Genomic DNA, 22,977 nt, shown 5'->3' with positions numbered 1-22,977 from the left:
TTGCGAGATCGAACCGGCCGACGTGGTCGCGATCTGGGGCTGCGGTCCGGTGGGACAGTTCTGCATCAAGAGCGCGCTGATGCTCGGTGCCGCGCGCGTGATCGCCATCGACAACGTGCCGGAGCGGTTGGCGCTGGCGCGCATGGCGGGCGCCGAGACGATCAATTTCGACGAGGAGGACGCCACGATCCTCGAGAAGCTGAAGGACATGACGGGCGGCAATGGACCGGACAAGTGTATCGACGCCGTTGGTGCCGAGTCCCATGCCACCGCCTCGTTCGACGCCGTGATCGACAAGGCCAAGGCCGCCGTGCTGCTTGGTACTGATCGGCCACACGTGCTGCGCGCGGCGATCATGGCATGCCGGCCGGGCGGCATCGTCTCGGTGCCCGGCGTGTATGGCGGCTTTCTGGACAAGATCCCGTTTGGCGCCGCCATGAACAAGGGGCTGACGATTCGTACCGGACAAACCCACGTCAACCGCTACTCGCTCGACCTGCTGCGACGAATCGAGGAAGGCCAAATCGATCCCAGCTTCATCATTACGCACCGCGCTAAACTGGAGGATGGGCCGTCGCTCTATGAGACCTTCCGCGACAAGAAAGAGGGATGCATCAAGGTGGTGATGACAGCATAGTCCGAGGGAGACGCCGGTACGAGAACATTCTCGGGCATTGTGGTTTGGTCGAGCGCGAATTTTCTCGTATCGCCCATCGGTTCAGCTATTTCAATCCGGAAGTCCGAGCCCTTTCATCAAAAGATCGATGCTGGCGTCGGTGAAGGCCGCGACGTCGATCTGCCTCCGCGTGCCGAACAACATCGACCATAGGCTTAACAGCAGCGCCGGGCTCATGACGATTTCCGGGAAGGCCGTGGCCGGCGACGCACGGAATTCGCCTGCGGCAATGCCGCCATCGATTACACTCTTGAACTGGTCGATGACGGGCTCCACAAATTCGTCGTAGTGCCGGTCCACCAGGTCGGGGAAGCGGGAGCCCTCGGCGATCAGGAAGCGGAGCGTTTCGCGCGCTGCCCTGTCCTCGGCGATCTTTCCGTAGACGAAGACGATGAGCGCGTGAAGGCGTTGCTTGTAAGGCCCTTCGAGGCTCCGGGCATAGCTTTCAAGCTCGGGAAACAGCGCGCGCGACTTGTGCCGCACCATCTCATCAAACACGCGCTCCTTGGTCTCGAAATAGAAGTAGATCGTACCCTTGGTCACCGACGCGCGGGCGGCGACATCCTCGAGCCGGGTCGCGGCGTAGCCGTTCTTGACGAATTCCTCGAACGCCGCGTCGAGAATCTCGGCAGGTCGTTCCGCCTTTCGGCGGGCTCGTTTCTTCATTCCAGCATCCATATTCCCTGAATATCAGATCACGCAGCAGAGCGCTATTGACTTTCGGGTCAGTCAATATTAGTGAGTGATTACTCACTGGATTGCTCGCATGAAATTCGATTTCGAAATTGCACCACGGCACGACGAAGCCCGACTGTTGTTCCGCGGTGCCCGCGTCCGGATGAGCGCTCTCGGCCGCGAACGGCATCCCAAGTACGGGGACCGCGAAGGGGTCATCGTGGGTCGTGGATCTCCGAGCAGCTGGCGGGTCAAGTTCGACGAACGGAAGACCGTCCAGGCCATCCATCGCGATTATCTCGAATCGGCCCGCCGACAGGACGCAACGTCTAGCCAGGCCGGATCACAAAGCCGCCCTCAGGGAGCGGTCCAGCGCCCATGATCGCTCTTCCCTCAACCGGACATGTCATGCATCGCCTCCGTCGTCGGGCGTCCGTCTCGCTTCTCGTCGTTTCGGCTGTGAGTCTTGTTCTGGCCGGCTGTTCGTCGCTTCCCAGGACGCCATACGGCGTCGCCGATGCCTCCGCGGCGCGCGTGCTCGATCTTGCGGACCTGCGGCGTTACGCCGACGAGCCCGCCGCCACGTTCCGAAATGACAAGAATCAGATCGCCGCGCGAGGACCGCGCACCTATCTGGCGCTGTCGGGCGGCGGCGCGGACGGCGCTTACGGCGCCGGCGTGCTGAACGGCTGGACAGACGCGGGCACGCGCCCGTCATTCTCGATCGTATCAGGCGTCAGCACCGGCGCGCTGATCGCCCCGTTCGCGTTCCTCGGTTCTCGCTATGACGCGACCCTGCGGGAGGTTTACACCAGCGGAGTGGCCGAGACCCTGCTCGATGCGCCCAATCCGTTCAACGCCATCTTCGGTGCCGGCCTGTTCGGAAACACCCGGCTGCGCGAACTGGTCGCAAAGTACATCGATGCCGACTTCGTCGCGGCCGTCGCCGCCGAGCACGCGAAGGGGCGCATGTTGTACGTCGTCACGACCAATCTGGATTCTCAGCGCACCGCAATCTGGGACATGGGGCGGATTGCCTCACTCCACACGCCAGCGGCGCTGGACCTTTTCAGGGACGTCGTCGCCGCGTCGGCGAGCCTGCCCGTGGTGTTCCCGCCGATGATGGTTGCCGCCGAGGCGAATGGCAAACGGTTCGAGGAGATGCACATCGACGGCGGCGTGACCGCGCCCGTCCTGACGTTGCCGGAGGCCTTCCTGCTGCGCGACGCCAACATCGGCAGGACCGGCGACTTGCAGCTCTACATCCTGATCAACAACAAGGTGGAACGGGAATTCCAGTTGGTTCGCAACTCAACCATCGAGATCGCCGCGCGGTCGTCATCGACGGTGACGAAGATCCAGACCCGCTCGATCCTGTACAGCACCTACGCCTTCACCCGCCGCAACAAGTACGGCTTCAATCTCACCTACATCGAGGGCGACCGCCCGGCCTCACCGAGCTCCGGCTTCGACACGGCGTATATGCGTGCGCTTTTCGAATACGGCTACGACAGGGCGCGAGGCGGCCGTCTGTGGTCCAGGTCTCCGCCTTCCGACGATGTCGAAGCTCCGCTGCTGTCCCGCGCGGCGGATACCCGAAGCCTCGCCAGCAGCAATTGACGCTCAACGCCAACCTCGCAACCGGCGCGCACGCGCCGAAACAGGAGTAATCCATGAAGAATTTTTCATTCGCCGAGTTCGCGTCAATCCGGGCGTTCGTGCTGGCCTCGGCCTTGCTCGCCCTGATATCCATTCCGGCGTCGGCGCAGTCGCCGGCCTTCACGGGGCTTGCAGGATCCTGGGCGGGCTCGGGAACGATCTTGCTGTCCGACGGATCGAAAGAGCGGCTGCGCTGCAAGGCGACCTATCAGGTCAGCGGCGGCGAATCCCGTCTGCTGCAGAGCCTGCGTTGCGCCAGCGACAGCTACCGCTTCGACCTGAGCAGCGATCTTGTCAGCCGGCAGGGCACCATCGCGGGCTCGTGGAGCGAGACCAGCCGTGGAATCACCGGGAGCCTCGCAGGGCGCGAGCAGGGCGGATCCATCTCGGCCGTCGTCGATGCGCCCGGCTTCTCCGCCAGCCTGTCGGTTTCGACACGGGGTGATCGGCAGTCGTTCTCGATCACGTCGGAAAGTGAGATCCGCAACGTCAACATCAGCATGAGCCGGATTTGACCGGTCGTCAGATCATGCTTTCGGCCTTGTGATGTGCTTACGGCCCGGCGCGACAGTTCAGCGTTTCTGGTTGTAGACGTCGAGGCAGACCGCGCCGAGCAGCACCAGGCCCTTGATCACCTGCTGGTAATCGATCCCGATGCCGAGGATCGACATGCCGTTGTTCATCACCCCCATGATCAGCGCGCCGATCACCGCGCCGCCGACGCGGCCGATTCCGCCATAGGCCGAGGCGCCGCCGATGAAACAGGCGGCGATGACGTCGAGCTCGAAGCCGAGGCCGGCTTTTGGCGTGGCGGTGTTCAGCCTTGCTGCGAATACCAGGCCAGCGAGCGCCGCGAGCACGCCCATGTTGACGAAGGTGAAAAACGTCAAGCGCTCCGTCTTGATGCCGGACAGTTTGGCGGCCTTGGCGTTGCCGCCGACGGCGTAGATCTGCCGGCCCACGGTGGTGCGGGTGGTGATGAACGCATAGATTCCGATCAGCGCCATCATGATCACCAGCACGTTCGGCAGGCCGCGATGCGAGGCGATCAGATAGGTGAAATAGACGATCGCGGCGAACAGCAGCGCGTTCTTGAACACGAAGAATCCATACGGTTCGGCCTCCATGCCATGGCTCTGCTGTCGCGCCCGGGCTTTCATGTTCATCGCCACCAATGCGGCGGCGAGCGCCGCGCCGATCAGCAGCGACGTCGGGTACAGCACGCCGGCGTCGGGAAACAGTTCGGGGATGAAGCCCGAGGACAGCTTCTGGAACGTCGGCGCGAACGGGCCGACTGACTGCCCCTGCAGGATCGCCAGCGCCAGCCCCTTGAACACCAGCATGCCGGCCAGCGTGACAATGAAGGAGGGTATCTTGAAATAGGCGACCCAATAGCCCTGCGCCGCGCCGATCAGCCCGCCCAGGGCCAGGCAGATGATGGTCGCCGGAATGAAATGCACGCCGTAGCGCACCATCAGCACCGCCGCTACCGCGCCGACAAAGCCCGCCACCGAGCCGACCGACAGATCGATATGACCGGTGACGATCACCAGCAGCATGCCCAGCGCCATGATGACGATGTAGCTGTTCTGCAGCACCAGGTTGGTGAGGTTGAGCGGGCGCAGCAGCGTGCCCTCGGTGCCCACCTGGAAGAACAGCATGATCGCGAACAGCGACAGCAGCATGCCGTATTCGCGCAGATTGTTCTTGAGGAAGCCGGCGTGCTTGCGCGGCTCCGGGGCCGCTACGGTCTTGTCGCTCATGGGGTCTTGTCTCCCTTGCGCATGATGGCGCGCATGATCTTTTCCTGCGTCGCCTCGGTCGCCGTGAATTCACCGACGAAGGCGCCCTCGTTCATCACGCAGATGCGGTCGCAGATGCCGAGTAGCTCCGGCATTTCCGACGAGATCACGATGACGCTTTTGCCGGCGTCGGCGAGTTCGTTGATGATGCAGTAGATTTCGTATTTGGCGCCGACATCGATGCCGCGGGTCGGCTCGTCCAGGATGAGCACTTGCGGATCGGTGAATAGCCACTTCGACAGCATCACCTTCTGCTGGTTGCCGCCGGACAGCTTTCCCGCTTCCTGATAGACGTCGTTACAACGGATTCGCATCCGGCTGCGATAGTCGTTGGCGACCTTGAGCTCGCTGACATCGTCGATGATGCGGTTGCTGGCGACGCCGTCGAGATTGGCCAGCGTGATGTTCTTGCGCACGTCGGAGGCCAGCAGCAGGCCGAACTGCTTGCGGTCCTCGGTGACATAAGCGAGGCCGGCATCGATGGTGCGGCCCACGGTGGAGACGTCGATCTTCTTTCCGTGCAGCGTGGCGTGGCCGGTGATGCTCCGGCCCCACGATCCGCCAAAAATGCTCATGGCGAATTCGGTGCGGCCGGCGCCCATCAGTCCGGCGATGCCGACGATCTCGCCGCGCTTGACGTGAAAATCGACGTTCTTGATCACCTGGCGGTCGGCATGCAGCGGATGGTACACTGACCAGTTCTGCACGGCGAACACCGGCTCGCCGACCTTCGGTTCGCGCTGCGGGTAGCGATGGGCGAGATCGCGATCCACCATTTTGCGGATGATGCGGTCTTCCTCCACCGGGCCGGCGTGGCAGTCCAGCGTATCGACGGTGCGGCCGTCGCGCAGTACGGTGATGCGGTCGGCGACGCGGGCGACTTCGTTCAGCTTGTGCGAGATCAGGATCGCCGACAGGCCCTGGGCGCGAAACGCGACCAGCAGGTCGAGCAGCGCCGCGCTGTCGGTTTCGTTGAGGCTGGCGGTCGGCTCGTCGAGGATCAGCAGGCGCACCTTCTTGGACAGCGCCTTGGCGATCTCCACCAGTTGCTGCTTGCCGACCCCGAGATCGGTAATCAGCGTATCCGGCGCCTCGTCGAGCCCGACGGTGACGAGCAATTCGCGCGCCCGGCGATCGACGGCGTCGCGGTCGATCACGCCGAAGCGGGACGGCGGATTGGCGATGAAGATGTTCTCCGCGATCGACAACAGCGGAATCAGCGCCAGTTCCTGATGGATGATGATGATGCCGAGCGCCTCGGAATCGGTGATGTCGCGAAAACGCCGCTCCTCGCCGTCGAATACGATGGCGCCCTCGTAGCTGCCGTGCGGGTAGACCCCGCTCAGCACCTCCATCAAGGTCGATTTGCCGGCGCCATTCTCGCCGACCAGCGCATGAATTTCGCCGGGCTCGACGGTGAAGCTGACGTCGCTCAGCGCCTTCACCCCGGTGAAGGATTTTGAGATGCCGCGCATTTCCAGAATGGCATTCATCGGTGGGCTCCGGGGAACGTCTTACTCAAGCTCTATGGAAGGAGGGTGGGCAAAGCATCGCCGCGCGGAGCGCGGAGAAGCGTGCCCACCTCTTCCTTCGTAAGCTGCTGCGGTGGGCACGGCGCAAGGGCGCCTTTGCCCACCCTACGACTGGTTCTCGACGGCCTCGCGTGACGTCCACGACCGCCGTTCTTCGAGCAGATATCAATTAAACTGCGCTTTCTTGTAGTAGCCGCTGTCGAGCAGCAGTTTTTCCCAGTTGCTCTTGTCCACGGCCACCGGCTTGAGCAGATAGGACGGCACGATCTTGCGGCCGTTGTTGTAGGTCTTGGTGTCGTTGACCTCGACTGTCTTGCCGCTCAGCGTGGCGTCCACCATGTCGGCGGTAACCTTGGCGAGGTCGCGGGTGTCCTTGAAGATGGTGGAATACTGTTCGCCGCGCAGCATCGACTTGATCGACGCCACCTCGGCGTCCTGGCCGGTGACGATCGGCATCGGCATGTCGCCGCTGCCATAGCCAACGCCCTTCAGCGACGACAGGATGCCAATCGACAGGCCGTCATAGGGCGACAGCACGGCCGAAAGCTTCTTGTTGGTGTAGAAAGCGCTCAGCAGGTTATCCATCCGCGCCTGGGCGGTGGCGCCGTCCCAGCGCAAGGTCGAGACCTTGTTCATGCCGGTCTGGCCGCTGGCCACCACCAGCTTGCCGCTGTCGATATAGGGTTTTAGCACCGACATGGCGCCGTCATAGAAGAAGTAGGCGTTGTTGTCGTCGGGCGAGCCGCCGAACAGTTCGATGTTGAACGGGCCTTTGCCTTCTTTCAGCTTCAGCGCGGTCTCGATCGACTGCGCCTGCAGCACGCCGACCTGGAAGTTGTCGAAGGTTGCGTAGTAATCGACATTCGGCGTGTCGCGGATCAGCCGGTCGTAGGCGATGATGGTGATTCCCTTGGCCTTGGCCTGGGCGAGCACATCGGACAGCGTGGTGCCGTCGATCGAGGCGATCACCAGTACCTTGGCGCCCTTGGTCACCATGTTCTCGATCTGGGACAGCTGGTTCGGAATGTCGTCCTCGGCATATTGCAGATCGGTGCCGTAGCCGCGCTCCTTCAGCACCTTCACCATGTTGTCGCCATCGGCGATCCAGCGCGCCGAGGCTTTCGTCGGCATCGCCACGCCGACGGTGGGTTTGTTCTGCGCAACTGCCGAACCGGCGAATGCGAAGGCGGCAAGGGCCACGGCAGACAGAGTCGTCCTGAGAAAATTCATGTTCCACTCCCATCACGTTGGACGTCGTTGAACGTCATTGACCGCTTGTGCGGATCGATTTCACGCGCAGCCGCGCGCCTGTTGGTTCGCCCGGAGATCTTCAGCATAGCGGATCGATCTCGATAAGTCCCTGTAGTTCGAGAAAGTACTAGTATGTGCATCACGCCGTCCCGATCTTGACGCGCGGTTCCGGCCGCCCCTGCGTTCCGATATCAAGCAGAAAGGTGCGGCCGTGTTCCGGATCGGCGCTGCGCGCGGCTTCATCCACTCCCTGATAGGCGGATGTCACGAGCATTTGCCGAAAGTCGGCGCCGACGAACGCCGGGCAACTCGGCTGCCGGGCCGGCACCCGCAGGGTCCGCACCCGGTCGCCGGCGGGCGAATAGGCATCGACGCAGCCGCCGCCCCAGCGCGCGCACCAGATCAGCCCCTCCGCGTCCACCACAGCGCCGTCGAGGCCGCCTTCGCCGCGATGTACATAGAGCGCGACAGGTGCACCATCCGGAAGGCCGGTGGCGGGATCGAGCGCGACGCGGAGTAGGACATTGTCTCGCGTATCGGTGAAATAGCCGGTGGCGCCATCGGGTGCGAAGCAGATCGCATTCGGGATGCTGAGACCGGCGAACAGTTGCGTTAGTTCACCCCGGTGCAAGGCATAGATCGCCCCGGCGCCCTGTTCGGCCTTGCGCCCCATGGTGCTGGTCCAGAACGTGCCACAGGGATGCGCCCGGGCATCATTGGAGCGGGTCGCGGGATTGTCGGCCTCGATCGGCGTGTGCAATGTCAGTTTGCCGTTGGCAAGATCGCGGATGTAGAGCCCGTTCTCCGCGGACAGGAGTTGATGGCCGTGATCGATGAAAGCAAGCGCACTGGCCATCGCCGGCAGCGCGTGCGTGGTGATGGCGCCGCTGCCAAGGTGTGCCTCGAACAGCCGGCGATCCAGGATATCGAACCACCAGGCGGTGTCGGAGGCCGAGTCGTAGTTCGCGCCTTCGCCGAGATGACAGCGATGCGCGGACAGGATCGCCGTCGGGACGATTTCGAGCTGCGGTTCGATCCGGCTGTTGCTGAAATCGCGCATGGCGGTCTTTCAGGTTGTCGAAAACCGGTAGAGCGTGCGGTTGCGATAGGTTTTGCCGGGCTCGAGCTGTGCCGAAGGGAAATCCGGACGGTTCGGCGCGTCGGGCCAGTTCTGCGGCTCCAGGCACAGCGCATCGAACTGGCGATGCAGGCGGCCGTATTTCCCGGTCACGGAGCCGTCGAGATAGTTGCCGGAGTAGAATTGCAGGCCGGGCTGGTTGGTGTGCAATTCCATGACCCGGCCGGAATCTGGCGCCTCGACGCGGGCGGCGAAGCGCAGGCCCTCGGCCGGGGGCAGGCAAAAATTGTGATCGTACCCGCGGCCGAGCTGCAACTGCTCGTCGGCATCGTGAATGCGGGCGCCGATGTCATTTGCGTCGCGGAAATCGAACGGGGTGTCCGTGACGTCACGCGGCGATCCCGGCAACGGGATCCTGCTTTCGTCGATTGCGAGGAAAGCGTCGGCGGCAATGCTCAGGCGGTGGCTGAGGATATCGCGTCCGCTCGCCGCGCCGTCGAGATTGAAGAAGCTGTGATTGGTCAGGCTGACCACGGTCAGCCTGGAACTGCTGGCGGAATAGTCGAGGGTGAGTTCGCCCGGCGCGGAGATGCGGTAGGTGACCCGAACGTCGAGGGCGCCGGGATAACCTTCATCGCCGTCCGGGCTGTGCATCGCCAGCGTCACCGCGGGAGCCGGACCATCCTCGGTGCCGACGATGGTCCAGACCTTGCGGCTGAAACCCTCGACGCCGCCGTGCAGCGCGTTCGGCGCCTCGTTGGTGGCAAGCGTGACGCGCACGCCGTCCAGTTCAAAGCCCGCGCCGGCGATGCGGTTGGCGTAGCGGCCGATGGTCATGCCGTAATAGCGCCGCGGCACGGTGTAGCCGGCGAGGTCGTCGAAGCCGAGCACCACGTCGGCGACCTCACCGCCGCGGTCCGGCACCAGCAGCGTCTGCAGCGCGGCGCCGTAGGTGATGACGTGCGCTTCGAAACCCTCGGCGGTGCGGAGCCGCACGCGCTCCACGGCGGTGCCGTCGGGCAGGTGACCGAAAACGTCGCGGGTGATGGCAGTTGTCATGGTCATTCCTCGAACGGGGCAACGACGATACGCCGGCCCAGCATGAAGGCATCCGCCACATGGACCAGCGGCGTAAGATCGACATCCGACGCGCCGCGCCGGATCAGATCGACGAAGTGGGCATAGAGCCCGGGATATTCCGCCGGCTTCTCGTCGACGATCGCGACGCCGGCAAAGCTCAGTCTGGCGCCGCCGGATGACAGCGTCAGCCAGCCGTCGCCCGTCTCGACGCGGATCTCCCAGGTCTGGTCTCCGGTCTGCAGGAAATCGAAGTCGGCATGGATCGGCGCGCCATCCGTGTCGGCGAAATCCAGCTTCGCCGCGATCGGCGCCGCGCGGTTTTCCGGGAATGCGAGTTCGGCCTCGGTGAGGAAAAACGGCCGCGGCAGGATGCGGGTCAGGATCGACAGCGCGTTGATGCCGGGATCGAACACGCCGAGCCCGCCCGGCTCGAAGATCCAGCGCTGGCCGGGATGCCAGACCCGGACATCCTCCTTCCATATGATCTGCACCGAGCGCAGCTCGCGGTTGGCAAGGAACGCCCGCGCTGGCTCGACCGCTGGCGCGAAGCGGGAATGCCAGCTTGCAAACAATGTCTTGCCCGTCTCCTCCGCCGCGGCGATCAGCGGCGCCAGCTCCGCGACCGTCGCGCCGGGCGGCTTTTCCAGCAGCACATGGCGGCCGGCCGCCAGTGCCGCAGCCGCCTGCGCGCGGCGTACCTGCGGCGGCGTGCACAGCGCCACCGCATCGATCTCCGGCGCCTGCGCCAGCAGCTCGTCGAGCGTCGCGAAATGACGAACGCCGTCGAGCGTCGCGTTGCGGCTGGCGATCGCCGTGAGCTCAATGCCGGACGTGGCCGCGATAGCCGGTACGTGTTGGTCCCGCGCGATCTTGCCGAGGCCGACAATGCCGATCCGGATCGGGTTCATGACTGCGGCCCCTTGCCTGATCTATTGTTTTTCATTGGGCTACCCACCACGCTTTCAACCTCACCCTCACCCTCACCCGCCGCGCCGTGGCGACGCAGGCCGTTCAGGATCACCTTGGTCATCATGGCGGCCGCCGTCTTCGCGTCCTTGTTCTCGATGGCATCGACAATCCGCTGGTGCGAAGCGAGGACGATGGCGCGCTCCGCTTCCTCCACGGGTGCGCTGAGCAGGAACGAGGCGCGCAGCGCCGCCTCGATCACCCCGCCGATCGAGCGCATGAACGGATTGCCGGAGGCATTGGCCACCGTGATGTGCAGGCTGAGGTCGCCGTCGGCGAAGCCTGTGGAGTCAGACGGCGCCGCGTGCATGGACGCCATGCTGCGGTGCAGTTCGGCGATTTCGGCGTCGGAACGCCGCGCGGCGGCCAGGGCGGCGGCGCGCGGCTCGACCGCCAGCCGGATATCGGCGAGATCGCGCAGGAAGCGCTGGTTGATGCCGGCGTCGAGGTGCCAGGCCAGCACGTCGCTGTCGAACATGTTCCAGGCGGCGCGCTCGCGCACGACGGTACCGACCCGCGCCTTGGTGGTGAGCAACCCCTTCGCCACCAGCGTCTTGACGCTTTCGCGCAGTACCGGGCGCGAGACGGCGAACCTCAGGATCAGCTCGGCATCGCCGGGCAGCCGGGTGCCTTCGGCGTATCGGCCGGAGATGATGTCGATGCCGATGCTGCGGGCAACCTCGGCATAGTTCGAATGCGCGCGCCGCGTCGGGATACTGACCAGTTGAGGGCTCACGACAGCGTCACTCCCACGGCGCGCCGGCTCCGACGCCGGGCGAAGCCGACCATCGCCTGCTGGAGCACGATGAAGGCAAACAGCAAGATGCCGGTCGCGATCTTGGTCCACCAGCTCGACAACGTGCCGTCGAAATTGATGTAGCTCTGGATCAAGCCCTGGATCAGCACGCCGACGAAGGTGCCGAACACGAAGCCGTAGCCGCCGGCCAGCAGCGTACCGCCGATCACCACCGCGGCGATGGTATCGAGCTCCACGCCGACCGCCGACAGCGAGTAGCCGGCCGAGGTGTAGAAGGAAAACACGATACCCGACAGCCCGGCGAGCACGCTGGACAGCGTGTAGATCAGAATGGTCACCCGCCCGATCCGGACGCCCATCAGCGCCGCCGTCACGCGGCTGCCGCCGAGCGCATAGACATTGGCGCCGAACCGGGTGAAGTGCAGCAGCACGATGCCGAACGCGAACACCGCGAGCATGATCATGGCGATCACCGTGAGTTGCCCGTCGCCGGGCAGCTTGATGGCGTAGTCGGGAAGCTCCGAATACAGCGGCGCATTGATCGGGATCGACTCGGTGGACATCAGGAAACTGGCGCCTCTGGCCAGGAACATGCCGGCAAGGGTGACAATGAACGGCGGCAAGTCGAAATATTGAATCACGGCGCCCATCGCCGCGCCGAATGCAGCGCAGACGATCAGGATCGCGGCAAAGGCCAGCCAGGGCGAAATGCCGAGCTGCTGGATGGCGAGCGCCAGGAACACGGTGGTGAATCCGATCACCGCGCCGACCGACAAGTCGATACCGCCGGAAATGATCACAAACGTCATGCCGGTGGCGACAATGCCGAGAAAGGCGTTGTCGGTGAGCAGGTCGGCGACCACGCGCGTCGAGGCGAAGTTTGGGAATTGCAGTGAACACACCACGAAGCCGATCAGGAAGACCGCGGTAGTGACCAGGACGGGAAACAGCCGGTTCATTTCGAAACCCTCGACAGCAGCAGGCCGAGACCGGACAGACGCGGCGATTGCATCAGCAGCACGACCAGCACCACCACCGCCTTGACCACCAGGTTGAATTCCGGCCGGAAGCCGGACAGCAGGATGCCGGTGTTCATGGCCTGGATGATCAGCGCGCCGAGCACCGCATACACCAGGCTGAAGCGCCCGCCGAACAGCGAGGTGCCTCCGATCACCACCGCCAGGATGGCATCGAGCTCGAGCCACAGGCCGGCATTGTTGGCATCGGCGCCGAGGATATCTGCGGCGGCAATGATGCCCGCCAAGGCCGCGCACAGACTGCACCAGACATAGACGGCCATGGTCATGGCTGTCGTGCCGACGCCGGCCAGCGCGCTGGCGCGGGCATTGCCGCCGGTGGCTTCAATCATCAGTCCGAGCGCCGTGCCGCGCACCAGTATGAGCGTGACGAGCAGCATGCCGAGCGTGATCGCGACCGGCGCGGGAATGCCAAGCACGGAGCCGCCGCCGAACCACACCAGCTCCGGCGCGGTAAAGGTGACGATGCGGCCTTCGGTGATGAGCTGCGCGATGCCTCGGCCGGCGACCATCAGGATCAGCGTGGCGACGATCGGCTGGATGCCGAGAACGGCCACCAGCAGCCCGTTCCACAGGCCGCACAGCAGGCCGGCGCCGAGCGCCGCGGCCAGCACCACCGGCAACGGATGCGTGTCGGCGAGGCTTGCCGCGATGGCGCCGGAGATCGCCATCACCGCGCCGACCGAGAGATCGATGCCGCGGGTCGCGATCACCAGCACCATCCCGAGCGACAGCAACGCCACCGGCGCCCCGCGGTTGAAGACGTCGATCAGGCTGCCGAACAGCCGTCCGTCCTGCAGCCTGATATCGAAGAACTGCGGCGACACTGTCCAGTTGATGGCCAGGATCGCCAGAAATGCCAGGACTTGCGGAACGCCGGAACGCGGCAAACGAAGCGCCATCTTCCATGTTCCCTTACGCTGCACGCGGCAGGTCGGCCGCGATCGCTGCGAGGATCGACGTCACGTTGATGGCGTCACTGGTCAAGGCGGTAACGTGGGCGCGTTCGCGCAGCACGATGACCTGGTCGGCATAGGTGACGATCTCCTCCAGCTCCGAGGAGATCACCAGTAGCGCCAGACCGTCGGCGCAGAGCTGGCGGATCAGCCGGATGATCTCGGCGTGGGCACCGACGTCGATGCCGCGGGTTGGTTCGTCCAAGATCAGCAGCCGCGGCGAAATCGCCAGCCAGCGCGCCAACAGCGCCTTCTGCTGGTTGCCGCCGGACAGCAGGCCGATCGGGCGTTCCGGATCGGCCGGGCGGATGTCGAGCAACTTGATGAAGCGCGTCGCGATCTCGTCCTGCTCGCGGCGCGACAGCGGCTTCAACAACCCGCGTCGCGCCTGCAGCGCCAACACGATGTTTTCGCGCACCGTCAACTCCGCGACGATGCCGTCAGTCTTGCGCTCTTCCGGGCAGTAGCCGAAGCCGAGTTGCACGGCGTCGCGCGGCGAATGCAGCCGGGCGGCCCGGCCATCGACAGTCGCGGTTCCCACGTCGGCGCGATCGGCGCCGAACACCAGCCGCGCGGTCTCGGTGCGACCGGAGCCGAGCAGGCCGGCGAGGCCGACGACTTCTCCGCTGCGCAGCTCCAGATCGAACGGCGCGATCGTGCCGGCCTTGCCGAATTGCCGGAACACCGCGTAGGGCGGATGCGCCATGCCGGCGACGTGATGGCTTCGCGCGACCGTGACCTCGCTGAGTTCGCGGCCGAGCATCATGTGCACCAGCTCCATCCGCGGCAGCTTTGCGGTCTCGCGCTCGCCGACCAGTCGGCCGTTGCGCAGCACCGTGATGCGGTCGCTGATCGCATAGACCTGGTCGAGGAAGTGGGTCACGAACACGATGCCGATGCCGCGGCCTGCGAGCTGCCGCATCGCTGCAAACAGGATTTCGACCTCGTGCTTGTCGAGGCTGGCGGTGGGCTCGTCGAGGATCAGCACGCGGGCCGACATGTCCACGGCGCGCGCGATGGCGGTGATCTGTTGCACCGCGACGGAATAGTCGCCGAGTGGTGCCGCGACATCGATGTCGAGCCCGAACTCGTTCAGCAATACGGTCGCGCGGCGGCGCATCTCGCTTTCGCGGACGAAGCCGAATCGTGTCGGCTGCCGGCCGAGAAACAGGTTCTGCGCCACCGAGAGGTTCGGCAGCATGTTGACCTCTTGATAGACGGTCGCAACGCCGGCGCTCAACGCGGCATCGGCGGAACGCAGATCGACCGCGGCGCCGTCGAGCAGCACCGTGCCGGCGTCGCGCGACACCACGCCGGTGACCAGCTTGATCAGCGTCGATTTCCCGGCGCCGTTTTCGCCGAGCAACGCGTGAATCTCGCCGGCGCGCAGCGTGAAATCGACATGGTCGAGCACGCAGACGCCGGCGAAGCTCTTGGTCAGCCCGCGCGTTTCAAGAAGGGGCGTCACCGCCACCCGGGCCTAGTAGCCCAGGCCCTTCTTGCTGTCGTAAATCTTCTGCGGGTTGTCGGCCGCCGTGTAGAGTTTCGACTCGGTCTGAATCCACTTCGGCGGCACGGTGCCCTTGTCCTTCCAGGCGATGATGGCATCGAACGCCGGTCCCGCCATGTCCGGCGTCAGCTCGACGGTGGCATTGGCCTCGCCGGCAGCGATCGCCTTGAAGATATCCGGCACCGCATCGATCGAAACGGTGAGGATGTCCTTGCCCGGCTTCAGGCCGGCTTCCTTCATGGCCTGGATCGCGCCGACCATCATGTCGTCATTGTGGGCATAGACCGCGCAGATGTTCTTGCCGCCGCCTTCGGCCTTGATGAAGCTTTCCATCACTTCTTTGCCCTTGGCGCGGGTGAAGTCGCCGGTCTGGCTGCGCACCACCTTGAGATTGGCGTGCTTGGCGACGGCCGTATCAAAACCTTTCTTGCGGTTGGCGGCGACGCTGGCGCCCACCGTGCCCTGCAGTTCGACCACGTTGCAGGCCTTGCTGCCGACGGTCTTGGCCAGCCAGTCGCCGGCGACCTCGCCCTCATGCACGCTGTCGGAGGTCACCGCGGTGAGATACAGCTCCTTGCCGGACGGATCGATGTCGCGATCGAGCAGCACGACCGGAATTTTGGCGGCTTGCGCTTCCTTCAGCACCGCATCCCATCCGGTGGACACCACCGGCGCCAGGAAAATGGCATCGACCTTTTGCGCGATGAAGGACCGGATCGCCTTGATCTGGTTTTCCTGCTTTTGCTGCGCGTCGGCGATCTTGAAGTTGACGTTGCGCTTCTTGGCTTCGGATTTGGAAACCGAAGTCTCCGCCGCGCGCCAGCCGGATTCCGAGCCGATCTGGGAAAATCCGATGGTGAGCTGGGCGGCGGAGACCTGGCAGGCAAAGCCGGCCAGAGCGGTGGCGAGCAGGCCGGTGAGGGTCATGCGAATCATGAGCGTTCTCCCATATGTGCCGACGCTTCTGCGAGCGTCTCGATGCGGGAGAATTTATTGCACGGTAGAATTGTGCTGACTAGTCATATTATTTGACTATATGGCCATGATCTCGCCCAAAAAATCTTAACTGGCATGGCGCAGCCGTAGCAAAGCCGGTGTCTGGTGGTGACCGGCTTCCAACCTGCCGGTGAACGCCGCGATGTCGCAAGCGGTCGCTGCAAACGCGCGGCAGGCAGCCTCAGCGACATGACTGCTTCATCGCATGCGGCACGGGGATTGCTTCTGATGGCGTCTGCGTCCGCCGCGACCGTCGTTTTTATCAGATCGTTTCTCACGAACCTCAAAGGGTCCCATGTCTAGATTGAAGGCTTTCATCCCCGCGCTGTTTTCGCTTGCGGTCGTTGCGGTACCGGCCATGACGCCGGCCCATGCCGCCAGCAATCTGGTCGCGGTGCTGGAGGCGGAAATCGTTACCCTCGATCCGCATTTCTCCACCGCCTACATCTCGCGCACCTTCGGCTACATGGTGTTCGACACCCTGTTCGCGAAGGATTCCAAAGGCGAGGTCAAGCCGCAGATGGTGCAGGACTATAAGGTCTCGCCGGACGGCCTGACCTACACCTTCACGCTGCGCGATGGATTGAAGTGGCACGACGGCGCGCCGGTCACCGCCGCCGACTGCGTCGCCTCGCTGCGCCGCTGGGGCGGCCGCAACGCGCTCGGCCGCCGCATCTTCGCCGTCACGGCCTCGCTGGAGCCGTCCGACGCCAAGACCTTCGTGCTGACGCTGAAGGAGCCGTCCGGCCTGGTGATCGACGCGCTCGGCAATCCGGTCAGCCCGGTCGCCTTCATGATGCCGGAGCGCATTGCCAAGACCCCCGGCGACCAGCGCATCACCGACATCGTCGGCTCCGGTCCGTTCGTTTACAGCAAGGCCGATCACCGCACCGGCGATCGCATGATCCTGAAGAAGTTCGCCGATTACGTGCCGCGTTCCGAGCCCGCGGATTTCCTCGCCGGCGGCAAGCGCGTCAATGTCGATACGCTGGAAATCCGTGTCATACCCGACGGTTCCACCGCCGCTTCCGCCCTGCAGACCGGTGAAATCGACTTCATGCAGTATGCGCCGTTCGATCTGCTGCCGCTGCTCGAGAAGAACAGCAAGGTCAAGATCGTCAATTTCACTGGCGGCAACCAGTTCGCCGGCGCCTACCGCCTCAACGCTGCGGCGAAGCCGTTCGACGATCCGGCGATCCGCCGCGTGCTGTGGAAGTTGGTGGACCAGAGCGAAGTGCTAGACGGGCTCGGCCTTGACGCCAAGTACGCGCAGCCCTGCGCTTCGTTCTTCACCTGCGGTACCACCTATGACACCAAGGCCGGCAGCGAAGCGGCGGCCAAGCCATCTGTCGAGGCCGCCAAGGCGGCGCTGAAGCTGACCAAATATGCCGGCGAGCCCGTCATCGTGATGCAGGCCAACGATCTCGAGGCGCCGCGCGTTTCCGCGCAGGTGCTCGCCGACAAGTTGAAGACGGCCGGCTTCAATGTCGACCTGCAGGTGATGGACTGGGCTTCCGTGCTGGCGCGCCGCACCAAGAAGGATGGCTGGAGCGTCTACGGCGTTCACGCCGGCGGTTTCGATCTCGGTTCGCCGCTGACCAATGTGATGGTGGCGTTCAACTGCGTCGACTTCACCGGCTGGCAGTGCGACTCGCGCCTCACACCGCTGCTGGAGGCCTTCGGCAAGGCGCCGGAAGAAGCCGATCGCAAGAAGATCGCTGCGGAGATCCAGGCCGTGATGTACGATCAGGCGCCGGCGATTCCGTGGGGCCAGTTCGCCCAGCCCGCCGCCTACCGTGCTACGCTCCGCGGACTGATCCCGTCCGCTATCCCGATCTTCTGGAATATCGAGAAGTAATCCGATGTATGATGTCATTGTTGTCGGCGGCGGCTCTGCCGGCGCCGCGGTCGCTGCCCGGCTCTCCGAGGATTCCGGCAAGCGCGTGCTGCTGCTGGAAGCCGGTCTCGACTGGCGCGCCGATGAGGCGCCCTGGGAGGTTCGCACACCCAATCCGATTCCGATCATCCACAACCGCGAATACCAGGAGAAGTGGCAGTGGCCGAATCTCCTGACGCGCCGGGTGGCGGGGCAGGACGCGCGCTTCTACTGGCGCGGCAAGGGGCTCGGCGGCTCCTCGATGATGAACGGCCAGATCGCGATCCGCGGCGTCGCCGCCGCGTTCGACGAATGGGCGGCCAATGGCGCCACCGGCTGGTCGGCGAAAGAGGTGATGCCGCTGTTCTCGGTGATCGAGGATGACTTCGAGTTCGGCAATACCCCCGGCCATGGCAAGGGCGGGCCGCTGCCGATCTACCGCGCGCCGCCGCAGAAGTGGGGTCCGGTCGATAGCGGCCTGCGCGACGCCGCGTTGGCCTCGGGCTATCCATGGTGCGAGGATGTCAACGGCGCCGACGGCGAGGGCGCCGCCTGCTATCCGATCAACAGCATCGATAGCCGGCGCATCACCACCAACGAAGCCTATCTGGAGCCGGCGCGCGGCCGCGCCAATTTGGAGATCCGCGGTCATGCGCTGGTCGACCGCCTGGTCCTCAAGGACGGCCAGGCCACCGGCGTAATCGTGCATATCGACGGGCAGGGCACCTCCGTCATCAGCGCGCGCGAAATCGTATTGTGCGCCGGCGCGATCCATAGTCCGGCGATCCTGCTGCGCTCCGGCATCGGCCCCGCCGACGAGCTGAAGGCGATAGGCCTCAAAGTCGAGAAGGACCTGCCGGTCGGCCGCCACTTCTTCGACCATCCGCTGTTCCGCGCCACCGTGCAGCTCAAGGAAGAACTGCGCGCCACCGACCCGGATACACGCCACACCAACTGCTGCGTGACCTATTCGTCGGGTCTCGCCAACGGCGGCAAGCGCGACATGATCCTGATCGCCTTCAACCACCGCGGCATCGGCGTCCCCGCTGCGATCGGCGCCGGCCTATTCAACGCCTATTCGCGCGGCACGCTGAAGCTGGCTTCGACCGACGCCTCGATCGATCCGATCGTCGAGGAGAACATGCTGGCGGACCCGCGCGATATGCTGCGCATGGTCGATGCGGTGAAGCGCCTCGCGGTGCTCACCACCCAGCCGGCGCTGGCCGACAAGGCCGAGTGGATCCGCCTGATCGACACCGAACTGACGCTGCCGCAGGCCGCGGCCTTGCCGACATCGGAGCTCGAGGCGATCCTGCGCCGCGACACCGGCGACATCCAGCACGCCGCCGGTAGCTGCCGCATGAGCGGCTTCAATGACGCGAACGGCGTGGTCAATCCGGATGGCACCGTGAAGGGCATGAGGGGCCTGCGCGTGGCGGACGCCTCCATCATGCCGTCGGATTGTCGTGCCAACACCCATCTCACCACGGTGGTGATAGGCGAGTACATCGCCAGGATGATGAAGCAGGCGACGGCGAAGGCCGAGCCGGCGATGGCGGTGTAGCCGAAACCCTGTGTTCTTTACCTCTCCCCGCTCTTACGCGGGGAAAGGTCGGAGCCTCGCGTCAGCGAGGCTCTGGGTGAGGGGGAGCCGGTGTTTCACCCGCAAGAGCCCCTCACCCGTCTCGAACCCGCCTCGCGTGTTCGAGCCACCCTCTCCCCGCAAGTGCGGGGCGAGGGAAGCGCTACCGATGAGTCAGAGTAAAAGTTTCAAAGGAAATCCCATGTCCACCGAATCCCAGATCACCGAATGGCTCGCGTTGCAAAAGCAGCCGATGATCGACCTGTTGCGCGATGTCGTGAACATCGACTCCGGCTCCTACGACAAGCCCGGCGTCGATGCGGTGGCCGCGCGGTTCGAGCAGCACTTTGCCGAGCACGGCATCGAATTCTCCCGCGAGCCGCATGATGTGTTCGGCGATGCGCTGCATGCTTCGGTGACCAAGCCCGGCAGCAACGAGAAGCCAGTGCTGTTGATGGGCCACCGCGATACCGTATTTCCGAAAGGCGAGGTGGCGCGCCGGCCCTTCACCATCGAAGGCAGCAAGGCGCACGGCCCCGGCGTTGCCGACATGAAGGCCGGTCTGGTGATCAACGTGTTCGTCGCCGCGGCGTTCAAGAAGTTCGGCACCGCGCCGTGCCCGATCAAGGTGCTGATTACCTCGGACGAGGAGATAGGCTCGCCGTCGTCGCGCCCGGTGATCGAGCGCGAGGGCCGCGCCGCGCGCGCGGTGTACAATTCCGAGCCGGGGCGCCCCACGGGCAACATCACCACCAGCCGCAAGGGCGGCGTGTTCATGCGCTTCGAGATCTTTGGCAAGGCCGCGCATTCCGGCAACAACTTTGGCGACGGCATCAGCGCGATCGGCGAGCTCGCGCACAAGATCGTGCAGATCCATGCGCTGACCAACATGGCGAAGGGCATCACGCTGAATGTCGGTCTGATTGCTGGCGGCCAGTCGGTCAACACCACCGCGCCGCATGCCGAGGGCCAGATCGACATGCGCTACATCGATCCGGCCGACCGCGGCACCACGCTGGCCGCGATCGAAAGCATCATCGCGACCTCCACGGTGCCCGGCACGACTGCCAAGCTGCACATCAGCGGCGAATTTTTGCCGCTGGTGCAGAGCGAATCCTCCAAGACCCTGTTCGACGCCTATCGCGGCGCGGCCGCCGACGCCGGCCTGCCGAAGCTGGACGGCGAATTCGCCGGCGGCTGCGCGGATTCCGGCTTCACCGCCAGCGTGGGAACGCCGACCCTGTGCGGCCTCGGCCCGGTCGGTGGCAACGCGCACACGGCGCAGGAATGGCTCGACCTCGACAGCATCGTCCCGCGCGCCACGGCGCTCGCGCTGGCGATCTTGCGGACGGACGTGAAGTCGGTTTGATGGCCTCGTTTCCCGGACGCGATGCGGCACTCTTGTGCCGCTTCGCAGATCCGGGATCCCGGTTTCTTCTGCAAAAAACCGGGGCCCGGATCAGCGGCGCACCACGCTGCCTGCGGCAGCGCAGTACACCGCGTCCGGGGAACGCGCCTTCATTTCGGGCATTGAAGTCACACAGGACCCCGCATGCCTTCATCAGAACTTACTGACGCCACCCATCTCGAAACCGACGTGCTCGTCATCGGCGCCGGCGGCGCCGGGATGTATGCCGCGCTGGAAGCCGCGCGCGGTGGCGCGTCGGTGATCCTCGCCGACCGCAGCCTGATCGGCCGCGGCGGCGCCACCGTGATGGCGCAGATGACGGTGGCCGCCGCTCTGGGCGAGCAGACGCCCGACCATTGGGAGCACCACCTCGCCGACACGCTGAACGCGGGCCGCGGACTGTGCGACGAGCGCCTCGCCGCCTTGCTGTGCGAAGACGGGCCGCACCGGCTGCGCGAGATGGATGCGTGGAAGGTCGGCTGGGCGCGCGAGGACGGCCATATCAAGCAGGCGCAGGCCCCTGGCCACGACCGGCCGCGCTGCGCCTATGTGGATTTTCTCTCCACTGGCCCCGCGGTATCGAAAACCCTGCGCACGCAACTCAACAATGCCAGCGGCATCCGTCGCATCGGCGATCTCGTCATCGTCGATATCGCCGTGCGTGACAACGAGGCCTGCGGCGCCACCGCGTGGCATCTGACCACCGGGCAGGCGGTCACCATCGCCGCCAGGGCGGTGATCATCGCCACCGGCGGCCTCACCGGCCTGTACCGCCGCAACAGCGCTTCGTCCAACATGGGTGGCGACGGCTATGCGCTGGCGCTGCGCGCCGGCGCCGAGTTGATCGACATGGAGTTTGTGCAGTTCTTCCCGATCGGCCATCTGGCGCCGCGCCTCGTCGGCATGGACCCGATCATGTGGGACCCGTTCCGCTACAAGCTCGGCGGCAAATTGCTGAATGCCGAGATGCGCGAATTCGAGGACGACTACGCCGCCCGCGACGGCCGCTCTGATGGCACCTATGTGCTGACCCGCGACCTCGCCACCTACGCGATCACCAAGGAAGTCGAGGCCGGCCGCGGCAGTCCCGCCGGCGGCGCCTATCTCAGCTTCCGGCACGTCCCCGAAGCCGACATCCGCGCTGCCTTCGGGCCGGTGGTAGACCGCCTGCTGGAGAACGGCATTGATCTCGCGCAGCGTGCCGTCGAGGTCGCCCCGATCGCGCACTACCACATGGGCGGCATCCGCGTGGACGACAGGATGCAGACCGGCGTGCCCGGGCTGTATGCCTGCGGCGAGGCGGTCGGCGGCGCCAACGGCGCCAACCGGCTGTCGGGCAACGCCATCACCGAAGCCTTCGTGTTCGGCGCGCGGGCGGGGCGCGAGGCGGCGCTGCGCGCCAAGGCCGCGACGGCGGCGTGGTCGCCCGGCGCCGCGCGTCCTGCCCTCGATCTGTTGCGTAGCGCTTCGAAGCGCGATGCGCCGAACCCGGCTGCGATGGTGGTGAAGCTGCAGGCTGTCATGGCCGATGACGTTGGCCCGTTCCGCACCGACGCGAAGTTGCGTTCGGCCATTGCCTCGATTGCGCAGCTGAAAGCCGATATCGGCGATACCCCGATCTCGTCGGCCACCGCTTTCGATCCCGTGCTGGTGGACTGGCTCGACCTGCGAAATATGCTGCAGGTGGCGCAGTCCGTGGCGGTGCCGGCGCTGGCGCGCACCGAGAGTCGCGGCGCGCATCAGCGCGACGATCACCTCGGCCTCGATGACGCGGCCTGGCGCGTCAACCAGATCGTCACACTCGCCGATGGCGGCATCAGTTTGCGAAAAGTCGAGCCGACAACCGGAAAGGCCGCTTCATGAAGGCGACGCTTACGATCCAGCGCGGCGCGCTTGGCGAAACGCCGCGCGTCGAGACCTTCGACGTCGGGTTCGAGCACGGCCAGTCCGTGCTCGATGGCCTGCGCGCGGTGCGCCGCGGCCTCGATCCGTCGCTGGCATTCCGGTTCTCCTGCATCAATGCCAATGCCTGCAAGGAATGCATGATGCTGATCGACGGCAAGGTCGACTACGCCTGCACCGTGCGCCTGAAAGAGGGCACCACGACGCTGGCGCCATTGCCGAAGAAGGCGCTGA

At 65.0% G+C, this 22,977-nt stretch carries 21 protein-coding genes; 9 read left to right on the top strand and 12 right to left on the bottom strand.

Features of this window, described 5'->3' with window-relative positions:
- Positions 1-637: zinc-binding dehydrogenase (locus tag JWR89_RS02180; protein ID WP_299711231.1), on the top strand; the 637-nt coding region annotated here is incomplete at its 5' end.
- Positions 638-727: 90 nt separating this feature from the next.
- Here JWR89_RS02180 and JWR89_RS02175 read toward each other — a convergent pair.
- On the bottom strand, positions 728-1,342 hold the full coding sequence (locus tag JWR89_RS02175; RefSeq protein ID WP_299711228.1) for a TetR/AcrR family transcriptional regulator: 615 nt from the start codon (positions 1,340-1,342) through the stop codon (positions 728-730).
- A 100-nt stretch (positions 1,343-1,442) separates the two neighbouring features.
- Here JWR89_RS02175 and JWR89_RS02170 point away from each other — a divergent pair, with 100 nt between their 5' ends.
- The 3 genes from JWR89_RS02170 to JWR89_RS02160 are packed head-to-tail and all read left to right on the top strand — an operon-like array spanning position 1,443 to position 3,525.
- Positions 1,443-1,733 carry a hypothetical protein gene (locus JWR89_RS02170; RefSeq protein WP_299711226.1) on the top strand — a complete coding sequence of 97 codons (291 nt, stop codon included), beginning with the start codon at positions 1,443-1,445 and terminating at the stop codon, positions 1,731-1,733.
- A 26-nt stretch (positions 1,734-1,759) separates the two neighbouring features.
- Positions 1,760-2,971, top strand: coding sequence for a patatin-like phospholipase family protein (locus JWR89_RS02165; protein ID WP_299711223.1), 1,212 nt, complete (start codon positions 1,760-1,762; stop codon positions 2,969-2,971).
- Between the two features lie 53 nt (positions 2,972-3,024).
- The gene (locus JWR89_RS02160) at positions 3,025-3,525 is read left to right on the top strand and encodes a hypothetical protein (RefSeq protein WP_299711220.1); all 501 of its coding nucleotides are present in this window, start codon (positions 3,025-3,027) and stop codon (positions 3,523-3,525) included.
- 57 nt (positions 3,526-3,582) lie between these two features.
- Here JWR89_RS02160 and mmsB read toward each other — a convergent pair whose 3' ends face one another.
- The 11 genes from mmsB to ytfQ form a co-directional block, all read right to left on the bottom strand.
- Entirely contained in the window at positions 3,583-4,773 is a 1,191-nt protein-coding gene (gene mmsB, locus JWR89_RS02155; protein WP_299711217.1) for a multiple monosaccharide ABC transporter permease, read from the bottom strand.
- Positions 4,770-6,305, bottom strand: coding sequence for a multiple monosaccharide ABC transporter ATP-binding protein (mmsA, locus tag JWR89_RS02150; protein WP_299711214.1), 1,536 nt, complete (start codon positions 6,303-6,305; stop codon positions 4,770-4,772). Before mmsA ends, mmsB begins: the two co-directional genes overlap by 4 nt.
- 204 nt (positions 6,306-6,509) lie before the next feature.
- Entirely contained in the window at positions 6,510-7,574 is a 1,065-nt protein-coding gene (gene chvE, locus JWR89_RS02145) for a multiple monosaccharide ABC transporter substrate-binding protein (RefSeq protein WP_299711212.1), read from the bottom strand.
- 160 nt (positions 7,575-7,734) lie between these two features.
- On the bottom strand, positions 7,735-8,655 hold the full coding sequence (locus tag JWR89_RS02140; protein ID WP_299711209.1) for an SMP-30/gluconolactonase/LRE family protein: 921 nt from the start codon (positions 8,653-8,655) through the stop codon (positions 7,735-7,737).
- A gap of 9 nt (positions 8,656-8,664) precedes the next feature.
- Positions 8,665-9,732, bottom strand: a complete 1,068-nt coding sequence (locus tag JWR89_RS02135; protein WP_299711206.1) for an aldose epimerase family protein — start codon at positions 9,730-9,732, stop codon at positions 8,665-8,667.
- Positions 9,733-9,734: 2 nt separating this feature from the next.
- A complete protein-coding gene (locus tag JWR89_RS02130) occupies positions 9,735-10,661 on the bottom strand; it encodes a Gfo/Idh/MocA family oxidoreductase (RefSeq protein ID WP_299711203.1) in 927 nt (308 codons plus the stop codon).
- Positions 10,658-11,455 carry a FadR/GntR family transcriptional regulator gene (locus JWR89_RS02125; protein ID WP_299711201.1) on the bottom strand — a complete coding sequence of 266 codons (798 nt, stop codon included), beginning with the start codon at positions 11,453-11,455 and terminating at the stop codon, positions 10,658-10,660. Before JWR89_RS02125 ends, JWR89_RS02130 begins: the two co-directional genes overlap by 4 nt.
- Positions 11,452-12,435 (bottom strand): galactofuranose ABC transporter, permease protein YjfF, encoded by a 984-nt coding sequence (gene yjfF / locus JWR89_RS02120; protein ID WP_299711198.1) that lies wholly within the window; start codon positions 12,433-12,435, stop codon positions 11,452-11,454. The genes JWR89_RS02125 and yjfF overlap by 4 nt, the downstream gene beginning before the upstream one ends.
- The gene (locus JWR89_RS02115; RefSeq protein ID WP_299711196.1) at positions 12,432-13,415 is read right to left on the bottom strand and encodes an ABC transporter permease; all 984 of its coding nucleotides are present in this window, start codon (positions 13,413-13,415) and stop codon (positions 12,432-12,434) included. Before JWR89_RS02115 ends, yjfF begins: the two co-directional genes overlap by 4 nt.
- Before the next feature lie 13 nt (positions 13,416-13,428).
- Entirely contained in the window at positions 13,429-14,937 is a 1,509-nt protein-coding gene (locus tag JWR89_RS02110; protein WP_299711193.1) for a sugar ABC transporter ATP-binding protein, read from the bottom strand.
- Positions 14,938-14,949: 12 nt separating this feature from the next.
- Positions 14,950-15,906 (bottom strand): galactofuranose ABC transporter, galactofuranose-binding protein YtfQ, encoded by a 957-nt coding sequence (gene ytfQ / locus JWR89_RS02105; RefSeq protein WP_299711234.1) that lies wholly within the window; start codon positions 15,904-15,906, stop codon positions 14,950-14,952.
- Positions 15,907-16,270: 364 nt separating this feature from the next.
- On the opposite strand from ytfQ, the gene JWR89_RS02100 reads away from it, so the two are divergent.
- From JWR89_RS02100 to JWR89_RS02080, 5 genes are all read left to right on the top strand, one after another.
- On the top strand, positions 16,271-17,833 hold the full coding sequence (locus tag JWR89_RS02100) for an ABC transporter substrate-binding protein (protein ID WP_299711190.1): 1,563 nt from the start codon (positions 16,271-16,273) through the stop codon (positions 17,831-17,833).
- 4 nt (positions 17,834-17,837) lie between these two features.
- A complete protein-coding gene (locus tag JWR89_RS02095) occupies positions 17,838-19,415 on the top strand; it encodes a GMC family oxidoreductase N-terminal domain-containing protein (RefSeq protein ID WP_299711188.1) in 1,578 nt (525 codons plus the stop codon).
- A 220-nt stretch (positions 19,416-19,635) separates the two neighbouring features.
- Complete coding sequence (locus tag JWR89_RS02090; RefSeq protein WP_299711185.1) at positions 19,636-20,802, top strand: M20 family metallopeptidase; 1,167 nt, start codon at positions 19,636-19,638, stop codon at positions 20,800-20,802.
- Between the two features lie 183 nt (positions 20,803-20,985).
- The gene (locus JWR89_RS02085) at positions 20,986-22,704 is read left to right on the top strand and encodes an FAD-binding protein (protein WP_299711182.1); all 1,719 of its coding nucleotides are present in this window, start codon (positions 20,986-20,988) and stop codon (positions 22,702-22,704) included.
- Positions 22,701-22,977: 2Fe-2S iron-sulfur cluster-binding protein (locus tag JWR89_RS02080; RefSeq protein WP_299711181.1), on the top strand; the 277-nt coding region annotated here is incomplete at its 3' end. The genes JWR89_RS02085 and JWR89_RS02080, both read left to right, overlap by 4 nt.

The organism is Tardiphaga sp. (assembly GCF_028290785.1).
In the GTDB taxonomy this organism is placed as follows: domain Bacteria; phylum Pseudomonadota; class Alphaproteobacteria; order Rhizobiales; family Xanthobacteraceae; genus Tardiphaga.
The sequence above is the reverse complement of the archived record's forward strand: the minus strand, read 5'-3'. Positions and strand labels throughout refer to the sequence as shown.

Coding starts and splice junctions, on each gene's coding strand:
- JWR89_RS02175 (WP_299711228.1), bottom strand. CDS start 1,342: ATGAAGAAACGAGCCCGCCGAAAGGCGGAACGACCTGCCGAGATTCTC.
- JWR89_RS02170 (WP_299711226.1), top strand. CDS start 1,443: ATGAAATTCGATTTCGAAATTGCACCACGGCACGACGAAGCCCGACTG.
- JWR89_RS02165 (WP_299711223.1), top strand. CDS start 1,760: ATGCATCGCCTCCGTCGTCGGGCGTCCGTCTCGCTTCTCGTCGTTTCG.
- JWR89_RS02160 (WP_299711220.1), top strand. CDS start 3,025: ATGAAGAATTTTTCATTCGCCGAGTTCGCGTCAATCCGGGCGTTCGTG.
- mmsB (WP_299711217.1), bottom strand. CDS start 4,773: ATGAGCGACAAGACCGTAGCGGCCCCGGAGCCGCGCAAGCACGCCGGC.
- mmsA (WP_299711214.1), bottom strand. CDS start 6,305: ATGAATGCCATTCTGGAAATGCGCGGCATCTCAAAATCCTTCACCGGG.
- chvE (WP_299711212.1), bottom strand. CDS start 7,574: ATGAATTTTCTCAGGACGACTCTGTCTGCCGTGGCCCTTGCCGCCTTC.
- JWR89_RS02140 (WP_299711209.1), bottom strand. CDS start 8,655: ATGCGCGATTTCAGCAACAGCCGGATCGAACCGCAGCTCGAAATCGTC.
- JWR89_RS02135 (WP_299711206.1), bottom strand. CDS start 9,732: ATGACAACTGCCATCACCCGCGACGTTTTCGGTCACCTGCCCGACGGC.
- JWR89_RS02130 (WP_299711203.1), bottom strand. CDS start 10,661: ATGAACCCGATCCGGATCGGCATTGTCGGCCTCGGCAAGATCGCGCGG.
- yjfF (WP_299711198.1), bottom strand. CDS start 12,435: ATGAACCGGCTGTTTCCCGTCCTGGTCACTACCGCGGTCTTCCTGATC.
- JWR89_RS02115 (WP_299711196.1), bottom strand. CDS start 13,415: ATGGCGCTTCGTTTGCCGCGTTCCGGCGTTCCGCAAGTCCTGGCATTT.
- ytfQ (WP_299711234.1), bottom strand. CDS start 15,906: ATGACCCTCACCGGCCTGCTCGCCACCGCTCTGGCCGGCTTTGCCTGC.
- JWR89_RS02100 (WP_299711190.1), top strand. CDS start 16,271: ATGTCTAGATTGAAGGCTTTCATCCCCGCGCTGTTTTCGCTTGCGGTC.
- JWR89_RS02095 (WP_299711188.1), top strand. CDS start 17,838: ATGTATGATGTCATTGTTGTCGGCGGCGGCTCTGCCGGCGCCGCGGTC.
- JWR89_RS02090 (WP_299711185.1), top strand. CDS start 19,636: ATGTCCACCGAATCCCAGATCACCGAATGGCTCGCGTTGCAAAAGCAG.
- JWR89_RS02085 (WP_299711182.1), top strand. CDS start 20,986: ATGCCTTCATCAGAACTTACTGACGCCACCCATCTCGAAACCGACGTG.